The 12,798-nt window shown below is 43.8% G+C and carries 13 protein-coding genes; 3 read left to right on the top strand and 10 right to left on the bottom strand.

Annotated elements, in window-relative coordinates; all coding sequences use genetic code 11:
* Positions 1–4 precede the first annotated feature (4 nt).
* The 3 genes from METVE_RS0101665 to METVE_RS0101655 all read right to left on the bottom strand — a co-directional run bounded on the left by METVE_RS0101665 (position 5) and on the right by METVE_RS0101655 (position 2,537).
* Positions 5–781, bottom strand: coding sequence for a ferredoxin--NADP reductase (locus tag METVE_RS0101665; protein WP_020166711.1), 777 nt, complete (start codon positions 779–781; stop codon positions 5–7).
* 62 nt (positions 782–843) lie between these two features.
* A complete protein-coding gene (locus METVE_RS0101660) occupies positions 844–1,788 on the bottom strand; it encodes an electron transfer flavoprotein subunit alpha/FixB family protein (protein WP_020166710.1) in 945 nt (314 codons plus the stop codon).
* On the bottom strand, positions 1,785–2,537 hold the full coding sequence (locus METVE_RS0101655; protein ID WP_020166709.1) for an electron transfer flavoprotein subunit beta/FixA family protein: 753 nt from the start codon (positions 2,535–2,537) through the stop codon (positions 1,785–1,787). Before METVE_RS0101655 ends, METVE_RS0101660 begins: the two co-directional genes overlap by 4 nt.
* 135 nt (positions 2,538–2,672) lie before the next feature.
* Here METVE_RS0101655 and METVE_RS0101650 point away from each other — a divergent pair, with 135 nt between their 5' ends.
* Entirely contained in the window at positions 2,673–3,599 is a 927-nt protein-coding gene (locus tag METVE_RS0101650; protein WP_020166708.1) for a LysR family transcriptional regulator, read from the top strand.
* A 110-nt stretch (positions 3,600–3,709) separates the two neighbouring features.
* Entirely contained in the window at positions 3,710–5,368 is a 1,659-nt protein-coding gene (locus METVE_RS0101645) for an electron transfer flavoprotein-ubiquinone oxidoreductase (RefSeq protein ID WP_020166707.1), read from the top strand.
* Positions 5,369–5,467: 99 nt separating this feature from the next.
* On the opposite strand, the gene METVE_RS0101640 is transcribed toward METVE_RS0101645, so the two are convergent.
* The 7 genes from METVE_RS0101640 to METVE_RS0101605 form a co-directional block, all read right to left on the bottom strand.
* Positions 5,468–5,689 (bottom strand): hypothetical protein, encoded by a 222-nt coding sequence (locus METVE_RS0101640; protein ID WP_020166706.1) that lies wholly within the window; start codon positions 5,687–5,689, stop codon positions 5,468–5,470.
* Between the two features lie 77 nt (positions 5,690–5,766).
* The gene (locus METVE_RS0101635; protein WP_020166705.1) at positions 5,767–6,081 is read right to left on the bottom strand and encodes a hypothetical protein; all 315 of its coding nucleotides are present in this window, start codon (positions 6,079–6,081) and stop codon (positions 5,767–5,769) included.
* Positions 6,082–6,279: 198 nt separating this feature from the next.
* On the bottom strand, positions 6,280–7,983 hold the full coding sequence (ybaL, locus tag METVE_RS0101630) for a YbaL family putative K(+) efflux transporter (RefSeq protein ID WP_020166704.1): 1,704 nt from the start codon (positions 7,981–7,983) through the stop codon (positions 6,280–6,282).
* Between the two features lie 221 nt (positions 7,984–8,204).
* The gene (locus METVE_RS0101620; RefSeq protein ID WP_232415359.1) at positions 8,205–8,744 is read right to left on the bottom strand and encodes a hypothetical protein; all 540 of its coding nucleotides are present in this window, start codon (positions 8,742–8,744) and stop codon (positions 8,205–8,207) included.
* A 56-nt stretch (positions 8,745–8,800) separates the two neighbouring features.
* Positions 8,801–9,691, bottom strand: coding sequence for a DMT family transporter (locus METVE_RS0101615; protein WP_020166701.1), 891 nt, complete (start codon positions 9,689–9,691; stop codon positions 8,801–8,803).
* Positions 9,692–9,776: 85 nt separating this feature from the next.
* Complete coding sequence (locus tag METVE_RS0101610) at positions 9,777–10,577, bottom strand: sulfite exporter TauE/SafE family protein (RefSeq protein WP_020166700.1); 801 nt, start codon at positions 10,575–10,577, stop codon at positions 9,777–9,779.
* A 50-nt stretch (positions 10,578–10,627) separates the two neighbouring features.
* On the bottom strand, positions 10,628–12,031 hold the full coding sequence (locus METVE_RS0101605; protein ID WP_020166699.1) for an MFS transporter: 1,404 nt from the start codon (positions 12,029–12,031) through the stop codon (positions 10,628–10,630).
* A gap of 209 nt (positions 12,032–12,240) precedes the next feature.
* Between METVE_RS0101605 and METVE_RS0101600 the strand changes: the two genes are divergently transcribed.
* Complete coding sequence (locus tag METVE_RS0101600; protein ID WP_020166698.1) at positions 12,241–12,795, top strand: DUF3617 domain-containing protein; 555 nt, start codon at positions 12,241–12,243, stop codon at positions 12,793–12,795.
* Positions 12,796–12,798: the final 3 nt, after the last annotated feature.

The following is a 12,798-nucleotide window of genomic DNA, read 5'->3' as shown; positions in this document are numbered from 1 at the left end:
AGTTTTACTTCTCAACGAAAGCGCGTTCAATCACGTAATCGCCTGGCACGCCGATTCTTGGGGACTCCACAAAATTTCTGGCATCCAATAATGCAGATGTATCCGCTAACATTTGTGGGCTACCACAAATCATCGCGCGGTCATTGGCTGGGTCTAGCGGAGGTAAACCGATATCTTCAAACAATTTACCTGAGTTAATCAAGTCGGTTAATCTGCCCTGATTGCGGAATGGTTCACGCGTCACCGTTGGGTAATAGATTAATTTCTCACGCACTAAATCGCCAAAAAACTCGTTGTTTGGCAATTCTTTTTCAATAAAATCGGCATAAGCCAGTTCGCTCACATAGCGCACGCCATGAATCACAATCACTTTTTCATATTTTTCATACACGTCAATGTCTTGAATCAAGCTGATAAAAGGCGCTAAACCTGTACCAGTTGATAAAAAGTAAAGATTTTTTGCAGGTTTTAAATCGTGAATCACCAGCGTACCAGTCGGTTTGCGACCAATCAAAATATCATCACCGACTTTTAAATGCTGCAAGCGTGAGGTGAGTGGGCCATTCGGTACTTTAATACTGAAAAACTCTAAATGCTCTTCATAGTTTGGGCTGGCAACGCTGTAGGCGCGCGCTAGTGGGCGACCATCAACTTCAAGGCCAATCATCACAAACTGGCCGTTTTCAAAACGCAAACCTGGATCACGCGTAGTTTTAAAGCTGAATAAGGTGTCGTTCCAATGATGAACGCTTAACACGCGTTCGGTAGAGTATTTGCTCATAAGTTAATGTTTTCTATAGATAATATTTTATCATTATGAATGATTGTTGTTATGCGTGATTCTTATTTTACTAGTGCCGCTGTGAGTGTAGGAACTGCCTCAAAAAGATCCGCGACCAAGCCATAATCAGCTACTTGAAAAATCGGCGCATCGGGATCTTGGTTAATGGCGACCACAATTTTACTATCTTTCATGCCGTAAGTGTGTTGAACGGCACCAGAAACACCGATTGCGATATAAAGCTCTGGCGCAACCACTACGCCTGTTTGGCCTACTTGAATATCATTTGGGGCGTAACCTGCATCTACCGCCGCGCGGGTAGCGCCTAAAGCTGCGCCAAGTTTAGTCGCCAATGGCGACAATACTTCTTCAAATTTTTCGGCGCTACCTAGTGATCTACCGCCAGAGACGACAATTTTGGCGGAAGTAAGCGCAGGCCTGTCTGACTGATTATGCGTTTCACTGACCCAGCGCGTTTTAGTGAAAGCGGCTGGTGCATCGATATTCACAATTTCAGTATTCGCGGCACCAGAAAGATTAATGGTGGCGGCTGAGAAACTGCTGCTGTGAATGGTTAACACTTGTGTTTTATCCACACTTTGAATCAAATTATGCACATTGCCAGCATAGCCAGAGCGCGTATAAGTGTTATTTGCTTGAATCGTCAATGCATCCGAAATCATCGCTACATCTAACAAAGCGCCAACGCGCGGCAAGATATTACGACTGAAAGAAGAGTGCGCCGCTAAAATCACTTGGTAATCTTTGGCGATAGTCACAATTAAATTCGCCACGTCTTCTGCCAGTGGATGCGCCAAGTGCGCCGCATTGGCGTGAACGACACGCGTGACGCCTGAAATTGACGCGGCTTTTTGCAGAATCGCTTCATTGCCACCAGCCACTAATAAATCGATAGGCGCTTGCCAAAACTGTGCCGCAGTAACTGCCTGTTGCACGGATGGGCTGAGTTCTTTGCCGTTATGCTCCGCTAAAATCAAAGTTTTCATAGCTGTATTCCTTCATGCGCACGCAATTTACTGACTAATTCTTCAATGCTATTTACTTTGATACCGGCTTTTCTAGCTGGCGGCTCAGATACTTTTAATAGCGTTAAACGCGGTTGAGTGTCTAAATCTAACTCGCTTGCATTAATACTTTCAATCGGTTTTTTTCTCGCCATCATCAAGTTAGGCAATTTCACAAAGCGCGGTTCATTTAAGCGTAAATCAGCGGTAATCACGGCGGGTAAATCTAAGGTTAATGTTTCAGTTCCGCCATCTACCTCGCGCGTCACAGTCGCTTCATTGCCTTCTAGTTTGATAGACGATGCAAACGTCGCTTGCGGATAATCTAACAGCGCCGCCAACATTTGCCCCATTTGCCCCGCATCATCATCAATGGATTGTTTGCCCAAAATAATCAGGTTGGCTTGTTCGCGTAACACAACCGCTTTTAATAATTTAGCCACGCCTAATGATTGCAGTTTCTCAGTGCTTTCTACTAAAATAGCGCGGTCTGCACCCATTGCCAGCGCATGTCTTAGTACATCATGGTTTGCGGTCGAACCAAATGAAACCGCGATTACTTCAGTCGCTTTGCCTTGTTCTTTTAAACGTAACGCTTCTTCAATGGCATTTTCATCAAACGGATTAACGCTCATTTTCACGCCTGCAATATCGACATCAGAACCATCTGGTTTAACACGCACTTTAATGTTGTAATCAACCACTCGTTTTACTGCGACCAGTATTTTCATAACCGCTTCCTTAACAATTAACGCGTATTTTATAGTAAAATCAACTATATGTTAAATGGATTATAATGATTATATATATCTGTAATATAGATATATGTTATTGGTATAAGCAAATGCGCCAATGAAATATAACAAGTGAAATACAGCTTAAGACAACTAGAGATTTTTGTAGCCATCAGCCGCACTGCCAGCGTATCGCGCGCGGCTGAGGAGTTGTCATTGTCACAATCTGCTACCAGCACCGCATTAGGCGAGCTTGAAAAGCAGTTCGATTTGCAACTGTTTGATCGCGTGAACAAATCACTACGCATCAACGAAACTGGCCAGCAATTGTTACCACGTGCGGTAGAGTTGCTGGATAGAGCAAAAGAGATTGAAGCTTTGCTGCAAGGCCATATCAGCTTTGGGCACATGAAAATTGGTGCAACCTTAACGGTGGGCAATTATCTTGTCACTATATTAGTCGCGCGATTTTTACAATCGCATCCAGAAAGTCGTATTCAATTGCAGGTGCAAAATACCAGCGCCATTGTGCAGCAAATCGCCAATCATGAATTAGATTTAGGTTTAATCGAAGGCGATTGTTATCATCCCGATATTACCGTGCAGCCTTGGGTTGCAGATGAATTAGTGGTTTTTAGTGCGCCTAATCATCCCTTGGCAAAGCTGCGCAAAGTGACGACAGAGCAATTATTATTGGAGCCTTGGATTTTGCGTGAAAAAGGATCTGGTACGCGAGAAACGTTTAATCGTGCTTTTCACAATTATAATGCGCAATTAAATATTCGGCTTGAGTTGGAACATACCGAAGCAATCAAGCGCGCGGTAGAGTCTGGTTTGGGCATTGGTTGTATTTCGCGCTTGGCGCTTAAAGATGCGTTCAGGCGCGGCAGTTTGGTGCCACTAGCCACACCGCAACTTAATTTGGGCCGATTTTTTTATTTTTTGTGGCATAAGCAGAAATATCAAACAACTGGCATGCGTGAGTTTTTGGCATTGTGCAAAGAGCTGACAGCGGGCGTTGAAAGAAGTGATTTGGTTAATCTGCCAGAAGTTGCCTAAATTAAACCGTTAAGTAAAAGCAGATTAAAAGTGGCTTAAATAATAAGTCATCAATATACAAATATTAAACAACAAATATAAAAATATAAGATTGAAAACAAGGAAATGTCATGCAGCGTGATGTAATGAATTATGACGTATTGATTGTAGGCGCAGGCCCAGCAGGTTTGGCAGCGGCGATTCGGCTTAAACAATTGGCGCAAGAGTCGGGTCAGGAATTAAGTGTCTGCGTGCTAGAAAAAGGCGCAGAAGTGGGCGCGCATATTCTTTCTGGCGCGGTAATCGATCCTATTGCTTTAAATGAGTTAATTCCAAACTGGCGCGAATTAGGTGCTCCGCTGAATACGCCAGTAAGTGATGATGAGTTTTTAATCTTAAGCCAGGCTAAATCCTGGGCGATTCCACACCGTTTATTGCCACCGTTAATGAGCAATAAAGGTAACTATATTGCCAGCCTTGGTGATGTTTGCCGCTGGTTGGGCGAACAAGCCGAAGCGTTGGGCGTTGAGATCTACGCAGGATTTTCTGCGCAGGAAATGCTGTATGAAGATGGACAAGTAGTAGGTATTATCACAGGCGATATGGGTCGCGATGCGAACGGTGAGCCAACTGCGCAATTTGTGCAAGGTATCGAAATCCGTGCGCCTTATACATTAATTGCGGAAGGCACACGCGGTTCGTTGACGCGTCAGTTGGAAGCGCGTTTTAAGCTGCGTGAAAATGCATCGCCGCAAAAATATGGTTTGGGTTTTAAAGAAGTGTGGCGTGTTTCTGCGGAACAGCACAAATTGGGCTTGGTGCAACATAGTATTGGCTGGCCGTTGAATGCCGATACCGGTGGCGGTTCTTTTATTTATCATTATGGCGAGCAATTGGTTTCTATCGGTTTTGTGGTGCATTTGGATTACGCCAATCCGCATTTGTCGCTATTTGATGAATTTCAGCGTTTTAAAACCCATCCAAAAATCAAAGCGCTTTTGCAAGGTGGAAAACGCTTAAGTTACGGTGCCAGAGCGATTAGCGAGGGCGGATTGCAATCGCTGCCTAATTTGATTTTCCCTGGTGGCGCGTTAATCGGTTGTAGCGCTGGCATGGTGAATGTGCCGCGCATCAAAGGCAGCCACAATGCCATGAAATCCGGCATGTTGGCGGCTGAAGCAGTATTTGAGGCTTTTAACAGTGAGAATTCAAACGACGTAAAAGAAAGCCTGTTAACGGCTTATCCTGAAGCATTGCGCAACTCTTGGGTTTGGCAGGATTTACAAGCGGTGCGCAATGTAAAACCTTTGTTATCACTATTTGGTAGTTGGGGCGGTATGTTGCTTGGCGGTGTTGAAATGTGGTTAGCCGCATTCAAAATAAAAACACCTTGGACGCTGCCACATCAAAAAGCTGACCATGACAGCCTTAAACCAGCGGCTGAAATGCCTGTGATTAATTACCCAAAACCAGATGGTATATTTAGTTTTGATAAGCTGAATTCAATTAATTTAAGTAATATCGCGCACGATGCGAATCAACCGTGCCATTTAAAGTTAATCGATGCGAATGTGCCGATTAGCATTAATTTGCCTAAATATGATGCGCCAGAGCAGCGTTATTGTCCAGCTGGCGTGTATGAGATTATTCAAAAGGATAATGCGCCGCATCTGCAAATCAACGCGCAAAACTGCATTCATTGCAAAACTTGCGATATTAAAGACCCAACGCAGAATATTGTTTGGGTTCCGCCAGAAGGTGGCAGTGGGCCTGTGTATACGGGAATGTAGCTATACAGCCATGTAGCATGCGGTTTTAACTGGAGTCATTTAAATAGTTAACACTTTATTTTAGACAATATTCTTGAATTAAAGTGTTAACCAAAATTTTTAGTCAAAATCATCCGCATCGGTAAATGGCGTTTTGACTGAGCAACCAATCGCATCGTAACCAGCTTTTTCTAATTGCGTGCGGTATTCACACGTGGGCAAATGCCCTTCAAGCTTGCCGTTAATTACTGTAGTTTCTTCCTTACAAAAAACGCAGCGATAGCGATGCAATTGATTCTCATAATGCTCTTGCGGAAAGTCGATGTAATAGGGTTTTTTCATGGCAATTCTCCTTGCTGTCTTAAGTGATTATTGCTTTAAATCTCAGCTTCTTTAAGCTTTATTAATTTTAAGGTCGCTTATTTCAAGCCTTCTTTCGCTTCTTCTGCGCTGCATTTTGCATACTCTTGCACGTCATTTGCATAAGTAATGGCATCTGCGGCGTAGGCGCTCAGTTTTTTCATATATTTGTTGATTTGGTCAATGTAGTTTTCGGCCTCGGTGTTTGAGCAATCGTGCTTGCCAGTACTTTTGTAGCTAGACATGCAAATGGGCAACGACGGCTTTTCGCTTGGCGCATCTGGCGCAGTTGGTACACTGCACGCCGCATAGGCAGCACTAACACTTAAGCAGAAAAATGTTGCAGCGAATAAAATAGAGATGGTTTTTTTCATATTGGCTCTTATCAAATAGACTTTTAATGATGATCAAGTGATTGTTATCGTTTGTTCAATCTGGCTTCATTGTGTTTTATTTCGGCTTTAATTTTTGCCTTAAATTCTCAAGCACAACAATCATATCAGCATTAAAAGCATTGTTCTAGGTAGCCAAAATAACAGTTTTATAAGGTATTGCGCGGTTAAGTTAACCTTCTAAACAGTGGCATTTTTTGGCGCATATTGCTTAACGATAAACTCGCACATGCCATTTGCCAACTCTTCTTCACCATAGAATACTTTGCCGATACTTTCTTCTCTTAAGAATCTCGATTCATCTTCGTTATGCGTTCTAACGACAATCTCAATGCCCGGTTGCAGTATTTTTGCAGTCTGCACCATTTTGCGTACATCAATCGTATCTGGCGTGGCAATCACCAACATAGAGGCGTTAGCAATATGCGCTTGAATCAATACACCAGCATCAGCAGCATTGCCTGAAACGGCGGGTACGCCTTTTTTGCGTAAAGATTCGACGATTTCGCGATTTTCTTCTGCTACAACATAAGGAATACTGCTCTCAGTTAATGCCTTGGCAATGCGTTTACCCACGCGACCATAACCCACTAACACGACTTGGCCTTCTAGATATTTGCGTTCGGTACTCATCGGTAATTCTGAGAATGGATCGGTGCGTTTTTCAAAATGGCGTGCCAGTTCTGAAAAGCCCAATACCCATTTTTTGAACGGTGTGATCATGGAGAACAACAGCGGATTCATGGCGATGGAAATCAGCGCGCCCGCTAAAATCAAGCTCATGCCTTGTGTTGGCAAAATGCCCAAAGTTACGCCTAATCCAGCCAGAATAAATGAGAACTCACCAATTTGCGCTAAGCTGGCTGCTACGGTAAGTGCGGTATTTAATGGATAGCGGAATGCCAGCGTAATCACCATCGCTGCAATGGATTTGCCGAATACGATAACGGCAACGACGGCTAATACGCTAAGCGGTTGTTCCACTAAAATCGCTGGTTCGAACAGCATGCCAACGGAAACGAAAAACAGTACCGCAAACGCATCGCGTAATGGTAAAGATTCTTCCGCGGCGCGATGGCTGAACTCAGATTCGCGCATGACCATGCCGGCAAAAAATGCGCCGAGTGCAAACGAAACGCTGAATAAATGCGCAGCGCCATAAGCGATACCGATGGCGGCAGAAATAACGGCCAAGGTGAATAATTCACGCGAACCCGTTTTTGCGACATGCCACAACAGCCAAGGCAATAGTCGTTTGCCGACCACCAACATTAACACGATAAAAACGGTCACTTGTAAAAGCGTAAAGCTGATGGTTTGCCATAATGGAGTTGACGTGACTTCTGTGGTGACGCCGCCCAAAATCGCCGCCAAAGGTGGCATTAACACCAAAACTAGAACGGTTAACAAATCTTCAACGACCAGCCAGCCGATGGCTATTTTGCCATTCATGCTGTCCATAATTCCTCTGGCCTCTAGCGCTTTTAATAGCACCACAGTACTGGCGCACGATAATGCTAAACCGAATATCAGTCCTTCGCCGAATTTCCAGCCCCACCAATGCGCCAGTGCCATGCCCAACAGCGTAGCGATGGACATTTGAACAATCGCGCCTGGTAATGCGATGCGTTTGACCGACATTAGATCGTTAATGGAGAAGTGTAACCCCACGCCAAACATCAGCAACATCACGCCGATTTCAGATAGTTGCGAGGCGATGGCGACATCTGCCACAAAGCCGGGCGTTGCTGGGCCAATTAAAATACCCGCTAATAAATAGCCCACTAATGCAGGCAATTTGCAGCGTTCTGCGATGAATCCAAAAATGAGTGCCAGCCCAAAGCCGGCAGCGATAGTGGTGATGAGTGTTAAATTATGATCCATAGTTTTTTATCGTTAGTTTTATTATTAGAAATGATTTTTGCAGTGTTTAATGCATTAAGAATGTTTAGATTGTTACTTATTATAACTAGTAAAGCCGCTAGTTTTTTATAAGCATGCCATATCAATATGACTTAACGACCTAAAAAGTTTGCTGAGAAGCGATTTTAAAGACGCTATTTGCAGATAGTGAGCCAAAAATTAAGGTTAATACGGGATTAAAACTAATGTGGGCCCAGATTCTCAATACTTTGCAATGTTGGCAAAAATTTTTGCTCAATCGACGGAAGTGTTAACGATAGCCGCCAACAAAATACGGCTATTACTGTCACAATCAGAATCGCGCCAGCGAATCTGCGCCAAGTCCAGTGTGTGGGTGGCGTATAAGCGGCAAGTAGCAGAATGCCGCCGACAATGGTAATCGCATCAAAACTCGCGCGTTGCCAATAACTGCCGCCCAGATGCAACCACATGCCGAATTCATCAAAAGTGAGTGCTAAACCGATACCATAAGTAATGGCGATAATGCTTAACCACTGCTTGGACGGTGTCGTAAATAACAGCGCTGCCCCGACTGCAGAAAGCAGGAAAATGCCGTAGTTTAAATGGTGCACATGCGTGCCGCCGATATGCAGAAACAAGTCAGGAATATCGCGCGTCATGATGAGTAGCACGACAATGCGCGCGCACGCAAAAGTCACAACAAAGCTGGTCAGCACAAGCCGCTGAAGATGTTTAGACGAGTTAAGATACTTTTTGAGCATATTTTTAGTGTTTAGTTAATGCATTTTAAAGTCTATATTTTTTCGCGACCACTTGTTTACTCACGACCATTTGCAGGTATTTTACTGGAGTCAGTATTGTTATTAGAAGTCGTGCTGTAAGTCACCGCGCAAATTATAATAACTGCACCCACTATCTGTGCAAAATTAGGCGGCAAGCCTTCGAAAGTAGCGATGACGATTGACGTGAGCGGTACAAGATTCATAAAAATAGCGGCTTTGGCAGGACCAAGATTGGCGATGCCCGCATTCCAAAAGAGGTAAGACAACACGCCACCGCAGATACTCATGATGAGTAAAGCAGAGCCAGCAATCATGCTTGGCATAATAAACGCATCGCCATGAATAAGCGCAACAAGCGTCAATGCAACTGCGCCGACCGTCATAATGCCAGCCGTGCTTGCGATGCCGCTAACATCTTTTGGCATTAATTTGCGCACCAGCACGTTGTAAAGTGCCCAATTTAAATTGGCGATAAATATAAAAATATCGCCTGTTGATACACGCAATTCTGCGCCTGCGCCCAGAACTACGATTGCGACGCCGATGATGCCAACGGGAAACGCCAGCATCTGCCGATTATTGGGCTTGTCGTTTAAGACAAAATAAGCAATAACTGCGGTAAAAAGTGGGTTAAGTGCCATAATCAGTGCGCCATTTACCGCTGAAGTGGTTTGCATGCCTAAAAAGAAAAATAGGTTAAAACCAAAAACACCGACTATGCCAAGCGTAAGATAAGTTTTAAGATGGCGCGCAGGAATACGCTCGCGCCTAAATTTTACAATCATCAACATGATAGCCGCCGCCAAAATATAACGGCTAGCACCCGCGATATACGGGCTCATTTCTGCGACGACTGGTTTTGCTAAATTGAAATTAGCGCCCCAAAAAATGGCTGCAGCGGCAGTTAATAAATACGTTTTAAGCAATGCGTGTTCCTTTTAATCTTTCTGAAAATATTCATTTATTTGTTGTTTTATTATTCCTTGCATTAGGTTTTAAGCAATCAGCATCCTATAAAAAAGATGACAACATCTTAAGGCTTAAAATCAGCAGTAATACGCCGAATATTTTCTTTAATATTTGCGTGGGTAAGCGCTGGGTTAACTTCGCACCCAAAGGCGCGGTAAAGTAACTGGGAATCGACACTAACAATACAGCTGGCAGATAAATATAGCCCCACGAATATTGCGTAGTGGCGGGGTTAATAAAGCCATTGATTAAATAACCAAACGTACCGGCGATTGAAATGTAAAAACCCAATGCCGCAGAGATGCCAATCGCGCTTTTCACATTGATTCCGCGCCACGTTAAATAAGGCACAGTGAGCGAGCCGCCGCCAATCGAAACCAATGCAGATGTTGCGCCTATTCCTAATGTGACTAATCTTAACTCGGTTTTATTAATCTCGCCTGAACTGGCTTTTATCTTGGTTGTTCTGAACATCTGCACAGCAACATAGCCCATAAAAGCCGCAAAGATGATGGATAGCGTGATTGAGCTTAAATAAGCAGTTAAGAAAGTACCCGAAAATGTACCAACCACCATGCCGATGGACATGGTTTTGACCAGAGGCCAAATAACGGCGCCATTTTTGTGATGCGCGCGCATGCTTGAAAAAGATGTTAACGCGATACACGCCATTGAAGTGCCCAATGCAAGATGCACAACACTATCTTTTGGGAAGCCCTGATAAATAAAGATAGAGGTTAAGACTGGCACCATAACGCCACCACCACCAATACCCAGCATGCCTGCTAATATGCCAACAAAAATACCGAGTAGCACAAATGCTATGATTAATTCAATACTCACTATTTAACCTTTCTGAGAACTTTTTCATTTAAACTTTTTATTTCAACTATTTATTTCTTAGTGGTGAGGAAAATGCTTAACCCTGCGCCTGCAAGTGCAAATAATGCCGCTAATGCAAATGCAAGTTGATAGCCACCGTTTAAGGCGGATATAGTAGCAATTCCATTACCCGCTAGATGGCGCGTTTGCATGGCTGCTAAGCTCGCCAATATGGCTAAACCTAATGCGCCGCCCATCATAAACGATGTATTAATCACGCCAGAAGCAAGGCCAGATTCACTGGGTTTTACATCATTCATTGCAGCCAGTAACATGGGATTAAACGCAATGCCTGCGCCTAAACCAAGTAATAACATGCCGGGTAATACGTCTACAACAAAATGCCCGGCAACGGGCATGCGTGCAAATAGTGCAAGCCCAATCGCAGCGAGTAATAAGCCAGATGCAAGCGGTATTCTTATGCCAAATCGCATGATTAACTTGGCCGAAATACCCAATGAAAAAACGGCCATAATGACGTTAGCAGGTAGAAAAGCCAAACCTACTTGCAACGCGCTATAACCCAGTACAGATTGCATATATAACGCGGAAATAAAGAACCAAGCAAACATCGCCGCCGCCCATAAAATAGCTGCAGTATTGGCGATGGCGAGATTACGCAAACGAAACATACCAAGCGGAACCAAAGGTTGTTTAACGCGCTGTTCAATAAAAATAAATGTAATCAGTAGCACCACCGAAGCGAGTAACAGACTCATCGTCTGCGTGGAAGTCCAGCCCGCCTCGTTACCGTTGACGATGGCATAAACTGCCAACATCAGTGAAGCCGTAATCGTCAGTGCGCCTCCTACATCGTGGCTGGTTGCATCTGCTTGAGTTTGGTCACTGGGCAAAAGTTTCATGCAAAGTATGAATACGGCGATGCCAATCGGCAAATTCACCAAGAATATCCAATGCCAACTAAACGCGCTGGTTAATAAACCGCCTAATAAAACGCCAATACTGCCGCCGCCAGCACATACAAAACCATAAACACCCATGGCTTTTGCGCGTTCATTTGGCTGTGCAAATAAATCCATAATCAGCGATAACGCGACTGCTGAAACTACTGCACCACCTAAACCCTGAATAGCTCTGGCAATGATTAGTATGGCTTGAGAATTTGCCAAGCCACAGGCCAGTGATGCAACCGTGAATAGCGTTAATCCAACCAGAAACGCTTTGCGATGACCGTAAAAATCGCCTAAACGTCCACCTAACAGTAAAAATCCACCAAAAGTGAGCATGTAAGCATTCACTACCCAAACCAGTGATGTTTCATTAAAACCTAAATCGGTGCGTATAGATGGCAATGCAACATTGACGATTGTCGTATCCAGCACAATCATTAATTCGCCCAGACAAAGCACAATCAGCGTTATCCACTGTTTATTATGCTCATTTGCTTTTAACATGATGCCCAATCCTTTTTAACATGCAGAGTTTCTTGACGCGTTTTTTGCCAAAACGACATGATATATGAGTTGTTAATTTGTGTTGTTACAATGCGCAGTTGAATCGCCAAAGAATGACAATCCGACGATAACAATCAGGCATGGCAATCTGAACTAACTCGACCATTGGCTTTCTGAAAGTTAACGATTATTTTTGCATAGGATATTGAATGCGTAACAACTTATTTTTTTCTAGCGTTTTAACTGGCATTTTTTTAACACTTACTGCATTTGCATTAGCAACAACTGCCAATGCTGCCGAAAACTCAATGAAACCAGGCCTTTGGGAAGTGACGACTACTTCTAATCTATTGAGTCTAGCATCACAAATTCCACCAGACCAAATGGAAAACATCAATCAATTAGCCAAAGAATATGGTTTTGAAATGCCCGCCATTCAAAATGGTGCAGCAATATCCAATGCCTGTGTCACGCAAGAAATGGCGAATAAGAAGTTAATGCCGAGTTCGTTTCAAGAACAAGCTGGTTGCAAAGTGAATAAAGCCACGCAAAACGGCAATAGCTATCGCGTGGAATTCATCTGCAAAAATCCGCAATTAGACGGTAGCGGTGTGGCAGAAGGTACTTTCACCAATGCAGAAAGTTTTACCGGACAAACGGTATTCAATGGCACGGTTCAAGGCAGCCCAATTAAAGATCAGGCCAATATGAGTGGTAAATGGGTTTCTGCAAGCTGTGGCAATAGCAAGCCCTTGCAACAATAATCA

Source organism: Methylotenera versatilis 79, from assembly GCF_000384375.1.
In the GTDB taxonomy this organism is placed as follows: Bacteria; Pseudomonadota; Gammaproteobacteria; order Burkholderiales; family Methylophilaceae; genus Methylotenera_A; species Methylotenera_A versatilis_B.
The sequence above is the reverse complement of the archived record's forward strand: the minus strand, read 5'-3'. Positions and strand labels throughout refer to the sequence as shown.

What these genes read in the sequence shown, in the direction of transcription:
- METVE_RS0101640 (WP_020166706.1), bottom strand. Translation starts at nt 5,689, where the DNA reads ATGAAAAAACCCTATTACATCGACTTTCCGCAAGAGCATTATGAGAAT.
- METVE_RS0101660 (WP_020166710.1), bottom strand. Translation starts at nt 1,788, where the DNA reads ATGAAAACTTTGATTTTAGCGGAGCATAACGGCAAAGAACTCAGCCCA.
- METVE_RS0101635 (WP_020166705.1), bottom strand. Translation starts at nt 6,081, where the DNA reads ATGAAAAAAACCATCTCTATTTTATTCGCTGCAACATTTTTCTGCTTA.
- METVE_RS0101605 (WP_020166699.1), bottom strand. Translation starts at nt 12,031, where the DNA reads ATGTTAAAAGCAAATGAGCATAATAAACAGTGGATAACGCTGATTGTG.
- METVE_RS0101645 (WP_020166707.1), top strand. Translation starts at nt 3,710, where the DNA reads ATGCAGCGTGATGTAATGAATTATGACGTATTGATTGTAGGCGCAGGC.
- METVE_RS0101665 (WP_020166711.1), bottom strand. Translation starts at nt 781, where the DNA reads ATGAGCAAATACTCTACCGAACGCGTGTTAAGCGTTCATCATTGGAAC.
- METVE_RS0101600 (WP_020166698.1), top strand. Translation starts at nt 12,241, where the DNA reads ATGCGTAACAACTTATTTTTTTCTAGCGTTTTAACTGGCATTTTTTTA.
- ybaL (WP_020166704.1), bottom strand. Translation starts at nt 7,983, where the DNA reads ATGGATCATAATTTAACACTCATCACCACTATCGCTGCCGGCTTTGGG.
- METVE_RS0101655 (WP_020166709.1), bottom strand. Translation starts at nt 2,537, where the DNA reads ATGAAAATACTGGTCGCAGTAAAACGAGTGGTTGATTACAACATTAAA.
- METVE_RS0101620 (WP_232415359.1), bottom strand. Translation starts at nt 8,744, where the DNA reads ATGCTCAAAAAGTATCTTAACTCGTCTAAACATCTTCAGCGGCTTGTG.